The following is a 17,681-nucleotide window of genomic DNA, read 5'->3' on the forward strand; positions in this document are numbered from 1 at the left end:
AATTGAGTTGAGTGTTTTAAATCGCCAATGTCTCGACCGTCGTATTCCTGATAAACAGCTTTTGATTCAGGAAGTCTCGGCTTGGGAAAATCGCAGGAATTCTCTCTCTTGTAAAGTCAATTGGCAATTTACTACTGCTGATGCTCGCATTAAATTGCTTCGCCTCTACCAGTCAATAATTACTTGACTGGCTACTAGAGAGGCAAAGCTGGGGTAATCGGTGAGATGGTAAACAGAGTTAAAGCCTAGACCAAATCTACCTGCCTTCGTGAGATCCGTTTGCTTACTGCCCTCGCCAATCTTTTGAATTGCATCAAAATCTTTTTCTTTAAATGCGGCATCGTTAAAGATGAGCAGTGCAGGTTGTAAGAACTGCTCCATGTTTGGCTCAGGCAGATCGTCAATATGATGATTTCTCCAATCTAAAGTGATTTGGACAGTCCTTGCTTCTGCGTCGTCAGCATTTTGGATAAGCTCTTTAACGATGCCTAGTCCCCCTGGATAGGCGCGAATTAGTCTTTTAATGGTTGAAATTAGAGAAACTGTCTGTCCTCCACCCAAACGGTTATTTTGATTCTTGTGTGGTGTATTCATAATTGGTTTTCCTTAAATATCTAAAATTTTGTAAGAGCATTTACTGACTGTTTTTGAATCGCGATAGAAATTCAAATTTCTATGAACGGTCGATTTCCCCTCCAAGTGGATTTGTTATCACGATTCCAACCAGTCGCCACGTTAGATACTCTGTCCTCAGGTAAGGTGGGATTCAATCCAACCAATAGCAAAACTTCTTGGGGACGGCTATACGCCACAAAGTACTGGCGATACAGGTCGTCAAAGGTGCGATCGCGCCCATTACGACTTGATGCATTCAAATCGGTGTGGGGACGCAGTAAGTCTTCCATTGTGTGTGGGGTTCCCCCCTTTTCTGGGAATCGCTTGAACTTGTGGGCATGGTGATTGGTTTTGAAATCAGACCCCACATCAACGATGGTTAGAGGAAACTCTAGTCCTTTAGATTGGTGAATGGAGAGGATACTGAGCCGATCGCGTGGAAATGCTTCCATCAAGTCCTCATTAACTTTGACTGTGCCAGAGGCGATCGGGGCAAGGAAATTGCGTAACAACTCTTTGACGGATGCTTCAGCCAAGCTTGAGTTATCAGGATCGGTGATGATTCGTCCTGAAAATTTGCCCACCTGTTGGCAAGCTGAAACTTGGCGAGTAAAGACTTCTAGGTAAATTTGCCCTTCTGGATCGTCGTGGAGAAAGGGGAAATAGTGGAGCAGTCCGTAAATGAGTTCGAGGACGGGGACGCTCGGAGACCAGCGAAACCCTGCTTTTTTGGGGTTGCGTTCTGCCCAACTTTGAGCAAATGCTAGAAGTCCATTAGGGGCATTTGGCGAACTGGCAAGGTCGATCGCAATTTCTCTCCATTTTGTGAAGACAGGCACAATGTCGTTTAAGTCTCTGATCGTAGTTTCGATCGCACCTGCTGGATCGAGACACTCTAGCAATAGTCCGCCGAACTGGGCGACCACCTCGATTTCGGTGAGGTCTTGTCCCCTTGGGTTGAAGACTTCTATAGTCGAGTTATCTGCTAACTTTTGGCGTAACAGCAACGGTAAGCGAGGATTGCCACTGCTGTTGTACTCGGCGGGACTGCTGCATAACAAGGCGCAATCGCCAACGTCGCCACCTGCTGAGTTGCCTTGAATAGTGTTGCCGTCGGGTATGGTGTACCCATCATCTCGAAAGACTTTGGCAATGAAGTCTGCTAAGTCCTTGGCGAGGGTATCCATGTCTTGCCTAAACATTCCTAATATGGGTATACCAGCATCGGCATTAGGACGGGGTAGGAGGCTGGGTTTGTTTTTGACTCTGACAGTTTGGTAGCTGAGGTCAAGGGTGGCGTAGTTATTGACGAACTGGATAATGTTTTGGGTGGATCGGTAATTGGTTCTTAAGAAGATGGTTGTGGGTTTGTTGCCAAAGACTGTTTCGTACCGATCGCTAAAGTTGCTAAAAAGCTCAACGGTTGCCCCTCTAAAACGGTAGAGACTCTGATCGTCGTCACCAACGACTGCGATCGCACCATTGCAAGCCTTGGCCAGTTCAAAATAGATGCTTTCTTGGAGTGGGTTGGTATCTTGGTACTCGTCAACTAAGACGATTTGAATCTGGTGAAAAAATTCGGTGAGTTTTCCTGCTTGCAAACGTTTGAGGACTTCATACTCTAGCAGGGCAAAATCTACCATGAGCCTGTCGCTTAGCTCTTTTTGGTAGTCGGCGATCGCTGCGCCAATCTGATTAAGTGCGGATTGTTCTGTTTCAGATGTCCCACTAGCCAGAAAGCTATCCCAGTCAATCCGATCTTGAAATCTACGATCCCAAATTACTTGCAGTAAGCCGACTTTTTTGCCGATGTTCCAACCCCATTTAGCTCCTTGGATGCCTAAGAGATATTCGTCTAGGTCACTGTCGCGATCGCGCCGATTGTTGAATAGTCCTGCTCTCAGTAATAGGGTTTTGGATACGAAGTCGTCGGCGAGGATCGGTGGTTGGGTTGCGGGGTCGCGAAAGTCGCGGAGAATTTGTTCGCAAAGGCTATCGATTGTTCCTGTGAGGATTTGGTTGATATCTACTTTGGTGAGTTGGGCTTTGGTTGGTTCGGCAATTTCTGGGTCTGCTTGTAGTGCTTCTATCAGTTGAAAGCCCCAACCGAGTATCCGCGATCGCAGTTCGGCAGCAGCTTTTTTGGTAAATGTGGTAGCGATGATTGCTTTTGGTAAGATTCCGTCAACTAGGATCAGTTTGAGAATCCGCAGACTGAGGCAGGTGGTTTTTCCTGTGCCAGGTCCTGCAACGATAAAGAGTGGTGCATCTGGTGGTTGGGCGATCGCTTGTGCTTGTTCGTCGTTGGGTAGTTTGCGAAAGGTGCTATAGGCGCGATAAAAGTCGTTGAGTGTAATTAAGCTTTTTGAATATTGGGGGACAGGGTTAGTGGATGTCATGCTTGGATGGGTTTGAAGTTTCAGATTTTGGGAGTTACAAGATCGATCAGTAAAAAGTTAATTTTGGGGATTCGCTAGTTTTTATCCATCTTGTTGAATCAGCCTACGAAGTTCGCCAAGTTGGGCAACGTCTCCAACCCAATCCCACCCTGCTTCGTAGAGGTTTCGTTTTTTGTTTGCGTCCCAATCACCGTCAAGGACTAAAGCTAGTTTTGGAAGTGGTCGTTCGCTAAATGTCCATTGAGTGCGATCGCGAGGATTTTGTCCATGTGACCAAGCGAGTCGTATTGCACGACAACGACCAGCAAGTTCTTTAGTTTTATCTGATTCATGTCCATCCTGAGACGAAATAACTTTAATGAACCACTTCTGATTGTTCGTAATGCCAGTCATCCAAGTTTCTAGAGGTCTACTACCCCACAATTCTTCTATTACATCAGTGAGCCAAGTTGAACATATTCTATTATTTGACTGTTTAACATTCTCATTTTCCTCACTAAACACGAAATGACATAAATCGCCTAGATAATACTCAATAACTATATATATGCCATTTAAGTCTGAGCTAATTACTCGCATTGACTTACTTTCTAGATATCGCTTGATCACATAATCTTTACTTTTAATAATTGCTCCCTTAGCAATAAAAGATTTCACTATCGTTTCAGAAACAGCTTGCCAAGTAAGAAGTTTAAACTCTTCTGCTAATAAAGTTCTATTTTTACCTCTAGCCGACCAATGAGCACAAATATCCTTGCCTTGAAGAAGATAGGCTAACAACTTATTTTCGTCTCCATAAGGAGCATGAGCACGTAAACTGTGACCCAACCTATCAAATATTGGTATAAATTGAGAGTATATGTCCTCCATTTCAAGACCACACAGATAAATCAAGATTTCTAATATCCAGTTCTGTTTATGTAATGAAATATTTCTCTTAACCTGACTATCCTGCTCTACATGATATACAAATCCTTTCTTAAGTTCTTCAATATCTTTTAGCAACACAGAAAAAACGCTACGAACAAAATTTTCCTTAAGAGATATTAAATTTGGATTAGCTAAATCCTCAAAAACTTCTTCTATTAGGTATGACTGATCAAATTTTTTGAAGGCTTTATCAATTGTTTCTATAAAATCACTTTCAGAAATATGTTTTGTAAGATCTTGCAAACATATCTTTAAATCACTATTAAACTTAACTTGTAAAACACCTAAAGGAATAGCAATTGTTTTCTTAATATCAACATTACACAATGTCTCAGAATTTTTTCCTTTGCGAACATATATTTGAGACAACAGAGTAAAAGCATCAGTAATTCTTTCTATTTCAATGTGCTTAAATGCTTCTGTTTTAGTTAGATCTGTGATCACAAATTGTGTCTCACTAATCCCTGTAAAAGCTCTAATAAAATCTAAAATTTTCCAATCATTATCTTTAATGAAAGTTTGAAACACACGATAGAAAATGTATATATGAAGAAGTCCTATTCTAAATCTACTGTGTATTTCTTCTAGCTTTTGTAAATTTTCATTTCTTTGATGACGAATTGATCTTAGTAAATTCCATTGAGAGAAAAGATATTCTTTAGCAGTTTTATTTAATGCTTGCTCAAGTAAGAGATCTGTTTTAGGATCATGTTGATAAAGCCCAGAAGGACTCTCTAACATTGTAGGTTGATATTCTAAAGGGAAAACAATAGATACATCAAACGCCTCAACAATAGCCCAACCTATTCCAGCATCCCAGCCATGTAACTTAACAGGAAATACTACTTCCCGATCCCTATCTTGAGGTAAATCATCTGAATCATTGTATATATTGGGTTCAGAAATAGAATCTAAAGCTTCAAAAATACAATTTATTGTGAGAAATTGATTACCTAATATAATTTTTTGTTGAGATGCTTCCTCCCAAGTCCGCCAGAACTTAAGACTTGAGTTTCTTCTACGACTCCAATGAGTTACATAAATAATTGCTTGTATCTCGCAATTATTTCTAACAATCAAATCAGGCTGAATATAAGTCTCAGGTATAACAGATAATCCTCGACTTGTAGGTCGAATATAGTTCTTACCATCTTCAGAATTTGATTTATATCCCAAATGAATTAAAGAAGATTCAATAAGCACCTCATATTTAACACCTGATCTATCCTTTCGTGCCATATCTTTTCACTTAATACTCGATCTAATCTTCCAAAAACAAACTATCAAAATCAGGAATCTTCACAGGCAAAGGGACATCTTTATAAGAAGCCGAAACCAACGCTTGACCCTTACTCATCACCTGCAACTCCCTCTCAAACCCCGACAAATCCGCCGAAGCATTACGAATTGCCTCCCTGCGCTCCTGTTCATTACCCAAAGCCATCGTCAACTCCGTATTAATTTGCGTCAAAACCCCAGCATCGATTTCTGAAACCTGCTGCGAAACTACCGTCAAACCAATCCCAAACTTGCGTCCCTGTCGCGAAATATCGCGAAACACCGAACCGAACTTCATCCGTTGCGGATTTAATACACTCGGAGCCTCTTCCACCACCACATTCACATAGGGCAAGCGATCGCTAGTCCTCAAAACCCCATTCTCCAAATAAGGCAAACGCCCATCCTCCAACCTCAACACCAACTCATCCGCTAGCGATCTCAAACCCACCTGACCCTGCTCATCGTCATTACTCAGCGATCGACGAATCGCGATCGGTAAATCCTCTGGATCGGTCACACTACGAAGCGATCGGCGCAACCCAAACAAAGTCCTCGCCACCACCGTCGTCAGCAAAAACTGCTCCAACTCACCCATCAACGTCGTATCCACCACCAACACTCGACCCTGCTCCAACGCACAGATAATCTCAGGCAACAAAGACTCATATCCATAACCACCATCAGGATCGAACGGCAAAAATAACCTCGTCTGCCCCCTCCGCAAAAAGCTCAATCGTCTCTGCACTGCGGCGATCGTTCCTGCTAAAAACTCAACATTTCCCTCAAAATCATTCTCTGCACCCTGCGTATCACCCATCAGCGATCGGCTAATCCACTGCTCACCCCAACGCGCAAACTGATACTGAGCAAAAGCCACCTGCTGCTCGCTAAAATCCGTAATCCCAATCAAATCATCAGGCAACACATCCGCACGGGACAAAAACACCTGTCGCGCCAAAGGCTCATTCCCCACCTCCCTCGCACTCAGATAATAAAAAGGCTTAACCAGCTCCACTTGCTCAGCCGAACTATAGCCCGTCACAATCCCATGAATCCCATCCGCACCACCCGTCGCCCGATGCCAATAGCGGAACTCATCATGGGGATCGATCGCCAAAATACTCCCCTTCGTCTGTTGAGTCTGTCGGTTGTAATCCAAAACCGACTTCAACAACACCATCATCAAATTACTCTTCCCTGCCCCCGTGCGCCCAAATACCCCAATATGGTGCGACAACGCATAGGCAGGCAAATACACTGGCACATTCTCCAAGGCTTGCTCTCCCGCCAACAGATGCCCCATAAATAGACCATCCCTTCCCAACTGACTCGCCAACAGTTCCCGCAAAACCACTGCACAGTCTCGCGTCACCTGATAAACTTGCGTCAAATGTTCAGGCAACCGTCGCGGACGGAAAAAAGCCCAACCATCCTCCGCCACCTCTGCATAGCCCAACACAATCCCCTTCAACTCCAGCAGCAACTCCTCCTGAAAGTCCTGACTAAAATAGGAGTCAGGCATCGTCAAACGGTTTCGCGCAATATCTGCCATCTCCAAGGAACGGTTGAGAATATTCGCATACTGCGTTGTCCGAAAAATATAAAAGCGATCGCGATGTCCGCGACGGCTCGGCAACAAAAACAAATCCCCCACCGCAACATCCGTATTGTGAGCAATCACCGTGAGCTGATAGGTATCACTTTCCGCCAACACCCCAAACTCTCGCCCCAACTGCGCCAGCAACTGATCAAAACTAGACTGCGACTGATTATCTGTAATATTGTTTGCGTACATTTTTTACTCCTACCGATGTCCTGTCGCTAAAGAAGGGTCACGAAATAGCGACGGACTCATTCCCGCCGAAACTGCCTCAGCAATCAACTGCTTCCGCATCGCCACCCGTTCCGACTGCATTAACGATGCGCGATCGTGAGCCGCCTTAATCGGATAGGGATAGCCATAAACCCTCTGGTCATGGCAAGCATAGTCTAAGTCCTCAAAAATTCTCCGTTCCCTTGCGATCGTCTCCTCATCCGTCCCACCCTTCACAAACCTCTCCCAATAATTCACATCCATATCTAGCCGCAATACTGGAGTCGAGCGATGAAACCTCACCAAATACGAAACTGCTCCTGCGGGTGGCAATCGTCTCCCCTCACATAGCGATAACGTCCATCCCTCACGACCAACTTCAGGAATCCGCAAATACCAATGTTCCGCCACTTGATTGCCCTCCAAACCTCGGCGATCGCGCGCCAACTCCTCCAATGAGTCCATTGCTGGCAAACCGTGAGACTTCGACAACGCAAAAAATCCCTTGCCCTGACGCAACGCTTCAACACAACACAAACGTTTCAAATGCTCGTAAAACAAAGAGCTAGTCGAAGACAACAAAGGCAACGAAAAAGTCGTGTCCATCAGCAAATAGTCAGGACAAGTCTCAGACTGGATCAGCCTCAGTGCTGCCCCCAGTTCAGCCGTCGATCGCAACTGAATCGCCAAATTCCCCGTATCACTAGCATGAGGACGCACCAGATTATTCAGTAACGTTTGCACACTCGATGTCTTGCGAATCTCCTTCGCCTTCAGCAGTCGATAGTCCGAAGCATCCACCACATCCACCAAAGACATCCCCGCAAGCCTCTCATGAAAGCGATCGAGTACCTCTGGAGCTTCTTCACTACTTTCAGGCAACCATGCCGACTCAAAGACAATCTCTGGCGCAGGACCTTGCTCCCACAAACCCGTAATCCGATTCGCCTCATACACCGTTGCCTGAGCTAACGCCAGATATATAAACGAGTCAGCATAACTCAGCAAAGGAAAATCGCCACTGCCATCCACACCACCAACGCTCAAGCGATCGCGTAACGTCGTATGCCCAAACAAACAAATCTGCGATCGGGCGCGATCGATTTCGTCGTCTAGCAGGCGCGATCGCACTTGCCATCCCTGCATCTCCCTAGCAATATCCCGAAACTGACTGCGTACCTTATCCCGTAAATTAAGATCAAATCGCACTACTAATCCCTATTGACCTACTTTCTTAGTAAGTTTAGTCTGAGTTATATTTAACCTTAGCTGAAGTTCATCAATTAAGATTGCATAGTTTACCTTTGTCGGTATGACTAAGAAGAACCTATCAAGTTATACAGCGAATATAACAGAGATTTTCGGGTTTTAGTGTGACAAAAAAGCAATGTTTACGAATTAGCAGCCAATTACGGGAAAAGTCAGTCTAAAATCTAAAACTAAGACTGAGCAAGTTGTAAGTTATCAATTCCTGCTGAGGAGAGTCCTTAGATCTAAGCAGCAACTTCAAGCTGCTTCGTTTCCTTGAGTTTCGTTTCAAATACTTAAACATTATCCTCATCAAGCATAAAGCCATTATGCATATCCTTCATCTATGCTCAAACAAAATCAAGCATAAAGCCATTATGCATATCCTTCGTCTATGCTCAAACAAAAGAACAACTTAGCCAACTGAGCGATCATTTAAAAATATTCTGATTCATCACTAATAGATTGGAGTAAGAACAAACCTAAAGCTTTATTCAAGGCTTGATTATCCTGTGGACAACGCGCATCCATTAGACATCTTGGACAGCCATATTGACAGTCACAAGCCTCAACTAATTGAGCAGCGCGAACGGCAAACGCTTCAAAGCGATCGAATAATTCCTCACAAGTGCCATTACCGCCATCGGTCGTATCAAAAAAATATGCAATTGTCTTTAATGTGTTGACTCGATTTTTCTCGGTTTCACAATAGCTATTCAAATCTTGGCGATCGCTCAGTACTAATAAAGGGACGGCAATCCCAATCTGATGACAAATTGAATGCAAGGCTAGATCGGCAGGCTCAGTTTGAAATAGCGGTGTAAGTTCTGAAGGAATTTCATTGCCAAATTGATTCTCTATCTGTTGTTTGAGTTTATTGGCATATTCTTGTAATGGCTCCGCTAACTCTAAATTCATCTCAATCCTCAATACTGGGGCTTGATACTGAGTCGTATAGGCTACATCAAATAGATTTTCTTCTTCGACTTCTGTAATTTCAGCTAATCTAGTTGGTTTGCTACAGGCAGTACAAATATCAGACTGCATTGGTTGATGGTAACGTGAACAACGGAGATAGCTACAGGTAATTGTTCTCACTTTGCTGATCAAGTTATAGCCTGTCACATGATTCGTAATTTCAGCCCAGCTAAGGGTCAAGCGTAATTTACTATCCTTTAGATTTAAAGAAACTAATCTTGGCTCACGCAGATGCTCCATTGGCTTAATAGTCATGTCTTGTGTAGCCTGTGTGCGGAGTTTCGGCTCTGAGTCAAGAAGCATTAAGCTGGCTTGTTTGGATTCTAGATCTAGCGATCGCGATCGATAATATTGCAAATTTCCATCGTTACTCTGCATAGCGTATATCGCATTAGGAAATACTTCACGATAAGCCTGTAGTAGCGATAATTCTTCCAGTTCTTGATTGGTATTACCGTCTACCAGCATGACTGAATCTTGAGTTGCTCCTCTTAGATTAACCGAGTTATGCGGGTGGTCATGGGTAAAGAGATCGCCTGATTTTTCATTAAGTTGTAATGCTTTTTGATTGAGAAGTTCATTAGTAATATTGCCAGCATTATCGCCAAAGCGTTGTTTGACTTCACTGGCTGGAATCATGCTTTCACTTGCCGCACAACGGAGATGCTTACTGAGAATTGAGTGATAGTTGGGATTGCAAAGGGCGCGTTCAACTTCTCCATCAAGAAGCATCTGAGGATTGCTACCGTAGTAATAATCAAGTGGATCTCCCAAGGATGGTAAAAACACAACTAGCCCATGCTGATGCCTTCCTGCTCTGCCAATCCGTTGATAAAAACTCATCAATGATCCTGGGTAGCCTTTGATTAAGCAACAATCTAATTCGGGCAGGTCAATACCTGCTTCTAGCGCAGACGTGGCAAATATTACCCGTACTTTATTTTGTTTGACTGATTCAATAATCTGGTTGCGCCGATCGCTGCGTAGTGAACCATAAAAAAGAGCCAGCGATGCTTTTAGATCTCCTCGCTTCTGTCGTTCTAATTCTGCATTCATCAGAGCTAGCAATGACTTTGCCCCTGCGCGAGTATTACAAAAAACAATGCCGCTTAGTCCTCTTTCCAGCCATTCTAAAATCAATCGACTAGCTTCTGTGTTAGTTCGAGCCGTAGGATTTAAACAGAGAATTGTCCGCCCTGCTGTCCTTGCGCCACTGCGATTGATATATACAAGCCGATCGCTTCTTTCTGTGATTCGCTTTGTTAATTCAATCGGGTTACCAATCGTCGCTGTGGATAGGACATACTGAATGTGATCGCTATTACCTTCAAGTCGATCAACTGCTAATCGCAATCGGCGTATTAGATTAGCAAAATGTCCGCCAAAGCTACCACGATATGTATGGGCTTCATCAATCACGACATAACGTAATCTGGTTAAGAAATCTCGCCATGTCTGCCATTCGTGACGGTAGCGAATGCGATTAAGTTGATGGTGGAGTAAATCGGGACTAATACACAAGATTTGTGGTGCTTGAGGCGTGAAGAGTTTGAGTCGTTCTGCCTTTAGCATATCTCCTGTCATCATTCCCGTGTGTAATCCCATAGGCTTGGCGATCGCTTCAAGTTTTGACAGTTGATCGATTGCTAGCGCCTTTAAAGGAAAAATTAGTAGTGCAGTCGCCTGTGGATCTTGAATGCAAGTTTCTAGGATTGCTGGTAAAAATGACAGGGTTTTCCCACTTGCTGTTGGTGTTGCGAGTAACAGATCTTTACCGTTTCTCATCGCTTCTAGCGACTGTATTTGATGTGACCACAGGTGAGTATATCCTTGTTCCCTCAATGCTTCTTGCAAAATGATAGGCAGATCCACAGGTAATCTATGAGCCTCTCCTTCTGTACTTTCCGTTACGCGAATTGCCGCAAGAGACGCTTGAAAGTTGAGTGCAATTTCTCTAAATTCTGGCTGCGGAATCGTGGCGATGTCTTCTTCACTTACATCATAGATTTCCTGTTCACGGATAATTTCTGATGTTATTTGCTGACTGTTAGCTGGCAATATTTCTTGACGATTGATTGCTTCTTGCCAGTTTGTGATGATTACAGGTACTGAATAGTTGGGAAATTTGGCTATGAGGCGATCGCCTAAAATAGCGGTTATTTTCCCAATTCCTTGAGCGTGATTAGGAGCATATATAGACTGACCTTCGACTAACCACGCAGGCTTTTGTCCCGATGGTTTCATTACTGAACGGGCGATCGCTGCGTAGTCAATAGGACGATCAGATGGATTGGGCATATATTTTCCTGTAGCATTTTTAGGTGGGGCCTGCTACTTTAGCAGGTTTGGCTTTTTTAGGATTTTTCTCAAGCACTTGGATGTTTGGCTCAAGCTATACAAATCATCGCCAGCTTTTATTTTTAATCTCGTACCGTCAGAAGCAAAGGGAAATTCAGTTTCACCTTAAAGTAAAATCACCCATTCATCAAGTTCTTGGTCATACCATCGTCAAGATCTAGTAGTTTGTCCTGTAGAAATAATGTGCTCAATCTAGATGTTTTTACCAGAAATAATATACTCAAACTTTTCTGACTGATATAGTTCTTGATAATGCTTGTATATATTCGACGTGGCTTTTGGGTTTTAGGGTTAAAAAACTGATTTAGCCATACCAAGATTGTTTACATAAAAGACTTTGGAGATTTTTAGTGGCAACTTATATTTCTGGTTACAACGTTGTAACCAGAAATATAAGTCAGAATAACTCACTCAAAAAGTTACAAGTTCCAAAAAATGTTGTATTGTAAAACAGCTTTGTCAAAACTGCCCAAAAGCTATGACTAAAATTATTGCATTATTTAATCAAGCTGGCGGAGTTGGTAAGTCTACAGTTACCCAAAACTTGGGCTATCACCTTGCTTTAAGAGATCATCGAGTCCTATTAGTAGACATGGACCCGCAAGCTTCATTAACAATTTTCATGGGGATTGATATTACAAATTTACAGAACACAATTTACGATGCACTTATCGCAGAGGAACCAGAAAATGAGAATGATAAAGTTGCCATATCGATCTACCCAGAACAGTTACACAAAATGAGTTTGGCTCCCTCATCAGTTGCTTTGGCAAATGCTGAAATCCGCTTAGCTACAGCCATACAGCGTGAATTTCGGCTCAAAGAAATTTTAGAACCTATTCTTGATGCCTATGACTTTATTCTGATTGATTGTCCACCTAGCCTAGGGCTGTTAAGTATCAATTGTTTAGTAGCAGCAACTCATATGTTAGTGCCAATTGAAACTCAGTACAAAGCTTTGATGGGCACTGATATGTTATTAGGAACATTCCGAACAATTCGTCGTAAGCTGAATAAAAGCTTAGCGATCGCAGGTTTTTTGCCCACGAGATATTGGTCTAGCAACTCCATGGATCGTCATACCCTTGAATCTATTAATTCACAATTATCCCAGATCGGCACGGTATTCTCTCCATTACCTCGTGCTACTGCTGTATCTGAAGCATCTCAATATGGCAAGCCTTTTCTGGAATACATTAAGAAGAAAAGCGAAAATCACTTGGCAGTTTTAGCAGTTTTTGATGAACTATCGTTAGCAATGGAGGCACTGTAATGCAGAAAAATTTAAATTCTGATAGAACAAAGTTAAAAAATTTAGCTCCACTACTGCTAGATGAAGATGAAGATTTTAGGCTAAATCGAGAGATTGAAATCACCAAAATTGATCTACCCACTAAACAGCCCCGCCGCTATTTTGATCCTGAAAAAATGCAGGAATTAGTTGCTTCGATCAAGCAGCATGGTGTTTTAGAACCAATTTTATTAAGGTCAATAAAATCAGATCAGTACTCTGATCATTATGAGCTAGTCGCTGGAGAACGACGCTTTAGAGCTTGTAAAGAAATTGGACTTTCACAAATTCCTGCTATTGTCAAAGAGTTATCAGACGAAGAAGCCAGTTTAATTCGATTGGTTGAAAACTTACATCGAGAGAACCTTAATCCTGTCGAAGAAACCGAGGCTATTTTACAAATTTTGGCTCTGAAGTTAAGAATTTCTCAAGAACAAGCGATCGCCACTTTGTATCGGATGCGTCATGAAGTTCGTGGTGAGGTTGAAAAGAATACTGTAAGCGATTCAGAAGCTGAAATTATCAAAGCAACCTTTGAAGGATTTGGCTTAGTCAAGTGGGAAACTTTTATATCCCATCGGCTACCTTTACTCAATTTACCGATGGAAGTGCTAGAAGCTATACGTCAAGGTCAAATCGAATACACCAAAGCAACAGCGATCGCTACAGTTAAAGATGCTAATCTGAGACAATCATTATTAAATGAAACTATTAACAAGAGCCTATCACTAGTACAGATCAAGGAGAAAATCCGCGATATCAAAGCAGATCAAGCTAGTGAAAGACCAGTTACATTAAAGTCTAGGTTTACGAGTTCTATCCAGAAGCTAAAAAAATTACCAGTTTGGGATGACAAGAAAAAGCAAAAGTCCTTAGAAAAACTTATAGCTCAGATTGAAGCTTTAATCGCGCAGGAAGAGCCATCATAAGCCAATAAATCCAAGGAATTAACTTTTTTACAGAAGTACGATAGTTGGCATAGGCGGGAAATTTTTCTGTAAGCCAAACTTCCTCTTTTGTCACTTTAGCATCAAAGAAAATGAATAGAGCGATCGCACCTATAAAATGTACCCAACTTATTTGCCAACTCGCATAAGTAAAGGCAAGTAAAATAACACCACTATATAAAGGATGACGCACCAAACTATAGATACCTGTTTGCACTAACTGACCATCATCCCTAGGATGTGGTAATGGAGTCAGATTTTGACCGAGATCGAAAAGTGATCGTCCTAGCAAGATCATTAACCAATGGGAGAATTAATTGCCTTATTCTGGGCGCACAATCATCCTGATGGGCCACCATTCGGCGCAACACTGGAGGAAATCCAAGATTTATTCTCAGCTAGCAGCAATTCTCATTATGAAAGCAAGCTAGTCAAACCATTGATATTAGGGTTATTGTTAATGTCATCAGGATGATCATGATTCATGCAGGGCAAGATCTTTGAAACAACAAGGATCGTTCGACACAATAGTAGGATTTTTTCGACAACTACTAGAATCATTGCCAGACAAGCGTACTGGCAAGAATAGTCGCTATGGCATGGAAGATGCAGCCCTCAGTGCGTTCAGTGTATTTTTCACTCAAAGCCCATCCTTCTTGAGTTACCAGCGGACAATAGAGCAAACAAAAGGCAGGAGCAATGCCCAAAGTCTATTTGGAGTGCATAAAATACCAACGGATAACCACATCCGAGACTTGTTAGACCCGATAAAACCGAAAGAAATGTTTCCAGTATTTGAGAAAATTTTGGAGACGATAGAGCAAAAGGGCAAACTGCAAGGATTTCGGACATTCGCAAACAACCTATTAATGGCGCTAGATGGGACTGAGTACTTTAGTTCAAAACAAATCCACTGTCCCCAATGTTCGACGAGAAAAATGAAATCAGGAGAAATCCATTACTTTCATAGTGTAGTCACACCAGTTATCGTCAGTCCTCATCAGTCTCAAGTTATTCCCCTCGTACCAGAATTTATTGTGCCGCAGGATGGAAATGACAAGCAAGACTGTGAAAATACAGCCGCAAAAAGGTGGTTGTTACAACATGGCAGTAAGTACAGTTCATTAAAGGTAACTGTTTTGGGTGATGACCTCTATTCTCGCCAACCCCTTTGCCAAATGCTATTAGAGCAGCGGTTCAACTTCATCTTAGTCTGCCGTCCCGAATCTCATCCCACTATGTATGATCATCTTGAAGGGATTGCCTTACCAACTGTGGTTGTCAATAATTGGACAGGGAAAGTTCTACAGACGTATACCTACCGATATCTTAATGGGCTACCTATAAAAGATGGTGACGATGCTTTGCTGGTTAACTGGTGTGAACTAACTGTGACCAGCCCTGATGGCAAAGTAGTTTATAAAAACTCTTTTGCAACTAATCATCCGATTACAGAGCAAACAGTGGTGGAAATTGTCTTAGCTGGTCGTACTCGTTGGAAAGTGGAAAATGAAAACAACAATACTCTCAAAACCAAGGGTTACAACCTAGAACACAATTTTGGACATGGCAAAGAGCACCTCGCATCATTCCTAGTCACGCTTAATATTTTGTCCCTACTATTTCACACATTATTGGATTTGGTGGATGATAAGTACCAACTATTGCCCTCTCATTTGCCTACCCGCAAAACCTTTTTTAATGATTTACGAGCCTTAACTCGGTATCTTGTTTTTGATAGTTGGGATCATCTTCTGACTTTTATGATTCTTGGCTTAGACCTAGATCTCCCACCTAACAGTAGTTAAATTTCCATAATGAGAATTGCTGTGCCGCCAGTTTTATTAGGACAAAAGCAAAACCCCGAAGAGAGTTGCCGCGCGGAGCGCGGCAACTCTCTTCGGGGTTTTATGTCCTGATACAGTTGGCAGCAGCTATAAGTAATGCTCTATGCGATCGCAGAGTGGATCGGCTTGAATTACGCCTTCAACTCGGTCAACGGGTTCGCCATCTTTAAATAAAACTAAAGTTGGTAGAGCAAAAACCCGATATTGAGAGGCTAGATCGGGATAGTTATCAGTATTGATCTTCACAATCTGTACCTTATCTTTCATAGTTTCGCTCACCCTATCCAAAATCCCCGTCATCAATTGACAAGGACCACACCAAGGCGCATAAAAATCTACCAAAATAGGTGCTTCTGAACTTTTTAGTAATTCATCAAAACTACTAAACTGTTTTTTTACTGACATAGGACGATCGCTCCTCTAAAAACTCAATTCTATAGCAATTTTCTCTACAGCGCTTTGAGCTTGCCTAAAACCCAGAGAATTTTTTGGGCATTGCCACTGATTTCGGTCTTTAATTCACGAGATTGTGACAAAACTAGCGATCGCCAATCATCTCAATACGCAAACCTAGAAGATGAGTAGCGGCGCTTTGCGCCACCACTCATCTTCTGGGTTTTTATTTGTTTTTGTCGCAAAGGTTACATCGCTAGGCTAAAATTACATTTGGCTATTACTCAATCTGCAATGATCTCTAGTAACGATTTTCGACCCGGCGTAACAATTGAACTTGATGGCGAAGTCTGGCGTGTAGTTGAATTCTTACACGTAAAGCCTGGCAAAGGTTCGGCATTTGTACGCACCACGCTAAAAAGCGCCATGACAGGTAAAAACTTAGAAAGAACCTTCAGAGCTGGGGAAATGGTTCCTCAGGCGGTTCTAGAAAAAAGCTCCATGCAGCATACCTATAAAGACGGTGATGATTATGTCTTTATGGATATGCAGAGCTATGAAGAAGCGAATTTGACTACTGCTCAGATCGGTAGCCGTGTCAAATATATCAAAGAAGGCATGGAAGTTAATGTCGTGCGTTGGGGCGATCGGGTGATTGAGGTTGAACTACCTAACACAGTCGTATTAGAGGTTATCGAAACCGATCCTGGGCTAAAAGGTGATACAGCAACTGGCGGCAGTAAAGCCGCTAAGGTAGAAACTGGCGCATCGATCAATGTTCCTTTATTTGTGAATATCGGCGATCGCATTAAGATTGATACTCGTGAAGACACGTATTTGGGGCGTGAAAATTAGGTGGAATTTAGCTTAGAACAAGTACGTGAGCTAGTCACGATTCTAAATAAGACGGATATTACCGAATTAACGCTAGAATCAGGCGATGTTCGTTTGAGTATTCGCAAAAGCGAAACTAGGATGGTAGCTGCACCACAAGTTCCTGCTGCCATCACCGCAGCACCAGCGACAACTACGGCGATCGAAAGTCCACCAACGAGTCCTGTAGCTCCAACACCTACGATCGCTGATTCTCTCCCTACTAAAAAGCTGATAGAAATAACTTCGCCAATGGTTGGCACGTTCTATCGCTCACCATCCCCCGATGATGCCCCGTTTGTCGAGATTGGCGATACCGTCAAAAAAGGCAGCACTGTCTGTATTATTGAGGCGATGAAGTTGATGAATGAAATCGAATCGGAGTCTTCTGGCAAGATTGTGGAAATTCTCGTAGATAATTCCCAACCAGTTGAATATGGTCAAGTTTTGATGCGTGTCGAAGCAAATTAAACTTAGTCAAATTAAACTTAGTCAAATTAAACTTAGTCAAATTAAACTTAGTCAAATTAAACTTAGTCAAAATTGTTCTCATTGCGTAAATCTCATTGCGTAAATCTCATTGCGTAAATCTCATTTGAGTTCTTGATAATTTGAAACAGACTTTGAGAAAGGGTTTTGCTAAGTAAATCCTTTCTCAAAGTCCAAAAGTAAAAGCCTTGCTAAGCAAGGCTTTTACTTTTGGACTTT

At 42.4% G+C, this 17,681-nt stretch carries 13 protein-coding genes and 1 pseudogene; 6 read left to right on the forward strand and 8 right to left on the reverse strand.

The features are described from left to right. A pseudogene (locus tag AC805_RS26495) lies at positions 1-187 on the forward strand (IS630 family transposase); the annotation flags it as partial. Here the strand turns inward: AC805_RS26495 and AC805_RS17555 are convergent. The 6 genes from AC805_RS17555 to AC805_RS17580 all read right to left on the reverse strand — a co-directional run bounded on the left by AC805_RS17555 (position 166) and on the right by AC805_RS17580 (position 11,562). After that, the gene (locus tag AC805_RS17555; protein ID WP_055076586.1) at positions 166-594 is read right to left on the reverse strand and encodes a sacsin N-terminal ATP-binding-like domain-containing protein; all 429 of its coding nucleotides are present in this window, start codon (positions 592-594) and stop codon (positions 166-168) included. The pseudogene AC805_RS26495 and the gene AC805_RS17555 overlap by 22 nt on opposite strands. Positions 595-665: 71 nt before the next feature. Continuing rightward, positions 666-3,014 (reverse strand): ATP-dependent helicase, encoded by a 2,349-nt coding sequence (locus AC805_RS17560; protein ID WP_055076587.1) that lies wholly within the window; start codon positions 3,012-3,014, stop codon positions 666-668. Between the two features lie 81 nt (positions 3,015-3,095). Next, positions 3,096-5,183, reverse strand: a complete 2,088-nt coding sequence (locus AC805_RS17565) for a hypothetical protein (RefSeq protein WP_055076588.1) — start codon at positions 5,181-5,183, stop codon at positions 3,096-3,098. Positions 5,184-5,205: 22 nt separating this feature from the next. Then, a complete protein-coding gene (locus tag AC805_RS17570) occupies positions 5,206-7,020 on the reverse strand; it encodes an ATP-binding protein (protein WP_055076589.1) in 1,815 nt (604 codons plus the stop codon). A gap of 9 nt (positions 7,021-7,029) precedes the next feature. Next, positions 7,030-8,247 (reverse strand): hypothetical protein, encoded by a 1,218-nt coding sequence (locus AC805_RS17575; RefSeq protein WP_055076590.1) that lies wholly within the window; start codon positions 8,245-8,247, stop codon positions 7,030-7,032. A 474-nt stretch (positions 8,248-8,721) separates the two neighbouring features. Then, on the reverse strand, positions 8,722-11,562 hold the full coding sequence (locus tag AC805_RS17580) for a DEAD/DEAH box helicase (protein WP_055076591.1): 2,841 nt from the start codon (positions 11,560-11,562) through the stop codon (positions 8,722-8,724). Positions 11,563-12,100: 538 nt separating this feature from the next. Between AC805_RS17580 and AC805_RS17585 the strand changes: the two genes are divergently transcribed. Beyond that, on the forward strand, positions 12,101-12,895 hold the full coding sequence (locus AC805_RS17585) for a ParA family protein (protein ID WP_055076592.1): 795 nt from the start codon (positions 12,101-12,103) through the stop codon (positions 12,893-12,895). Continuing rightward, a complete protein-coding gene (locus tag AC805_RS17590) occupies positions 12,895-13,842 on the forward strand; it encodes a ParB/RepB/Spo0J family partition protein (RefSeq protein WP_055076593.1) in 948 nt (315 codons plus the stop codon). Before AC805_RS17585 ends, AC805_RS17590 begins: the two co-directional genes overlap by 1 nt. Here AC805_RS17590 and AC805_RS17595 read toward each other — a convergent pair. Beyond that, positions 13,796-14,152: an isoprenylcysteine carboxylmethyltransferase family protein gene (locus tag AC805_RS17595; RefSeq protein WP_231663554.1), complete on the reverse strand. Its 357-nt coding sequence runs from the start codon at positions 14,150-14,152 to the stop codon at positions 13,796-13,798. The genes AC805_RS17590 and AC805_RS17595 overlap by 47 nt on opposite strands. 235 nt (positions 14,153-14,387) lie before the next feature. On the opposite strand from AC805_RS17595, the gene AC805_RS17600 reads away from it, so the two are divergent. Continuing rightward, complete coding sequence (locus tag AC805_RS17600; protein ID WP_082429531.1) at positions 14,388-15,668, forward strand: ISNCY family transposase; 1,281 nt, start codon at positions 14,388-14,390, stop codon at positions 15,666-15,668. A gap of 126 nt (positions 15,669-15,794) precedes the next feature. On the opposite strand, the gene trxA is transcribed toward AC805_RS17600, so the two are convergent. After that, positions 15,795-16,112: a thioredoxin gene (gene trxA / locus AC805_RS17605; protein WP_055076595.1), complete on the reverse strand. Its 318-nt coding sequence runs from the start codon at positions 16,110-16,112 to the stop codon at positions 15,795-15,797. 282 nt (positions 16,113-16,394) lie between these two features. Between trxA and efp the strand changes: the two genes are divergently transcribed. Beyond that, the gene (gene efp / locus AC805_RS17610) at positions 16,395-16,955 is read left to right on the forward strand and encodes an elongation factor P (protein ID WP_055076596.1); all 561 of its coding nucleotides are present in this window, start codon (positions 16,395-16,397) and stop codon (positions 16,953-16,955) included. Next, positions 16,956-17,444, forward strand: a complete 489-nt coding sequence (gene accB, locus AC805_RS17615; RefSeq protein WP_055076597.1) for an acetyl-CoA carboxylase biotin carboxyl carrier protein — start codon at positions 16,956-16,958, stop codon at positions 17,442-17,444. The last annotated feature ends 237 nt before the right edge of the window (positions 17,445-17,681 follow it).

It is taken from the genome of Pseudanabaena sp. 'Roaring Creek', from assembly GCF_001402795.1.
GTDB lineage: Bacteria > Cyanobacteriota > Cyanobacteriia > Pseudanabaenales > Pseudanabaenaceae > Pseudanabaena.

What these genes read in the sequence shown, in the direction of transcription:
- AC805_RS17555 (WP_055076586.1), bottom strand. Translation starts at nt 594, where the DNA reads ATGAATACACCACACAAGAATCAAAATAACCGTTTGGGTGGAGGACAG.
- AC805_RS17560 (WP_055076587.1), bottom strand. Translation starts at nt 3,014, where the DNA reads ATGACATCCACTAACCCTGTCCCCCAATATTCAAAAAGCTTAATTACA.
- AC805_RS17565 (WP_055076588.1), bottom strand. Translation starts at nt 5,183, where the DNA reads ATGGCACGAAAGGATAGATCAGGTGTTAAATATGAGGTGCTTATTGAA.
- AC805_RS17570 (WP_055076589.1), bottom strand. Translation starts at nt 7,020, where the DNA reads ATGTACGCAAACAATATTACAGATAATCAGTCGCAGTCTAGTTTTGAT.
- AC805_RS17580 (WP_055076591.1), bottom strand. Translation starts at nt 11,562, where the DNA reads ATGCCCAATCCATCTGATCGTCCTATTGACTACGCAGCGATCGCCCGT.
- AC805_RS17585 (WP_055076592.1), top strand. Translation starts at nt 12,101, where the DNA reads ATGACTAAAATTATTGCATTATTTAATCAAGCTGGCGGAGTTGGTAAG.
- AC805_RS17590 (WP_055076593.1), top strand. Translation starts at nt 12,895, where the DNA reads ATGCAGAAAAATTTAAATTCTGATAGAACAAAGTTAAAAAATTTAGCT.
- trxA (WP_055076595.1), bottom strand. Translation starts at nt 16,112, where the DNA reads ATGTCAGTAAAAAAACAGTTTAGTAGTTTTGATGAATTACTAAAAAGT.
- efp (WP_055076596.1), top strand. Translation starts at nt 16,395, where the DNA reads ATGATCTCTAGTAACGATTTTCGACCCGGCGTAACAATTGAACTTGAT.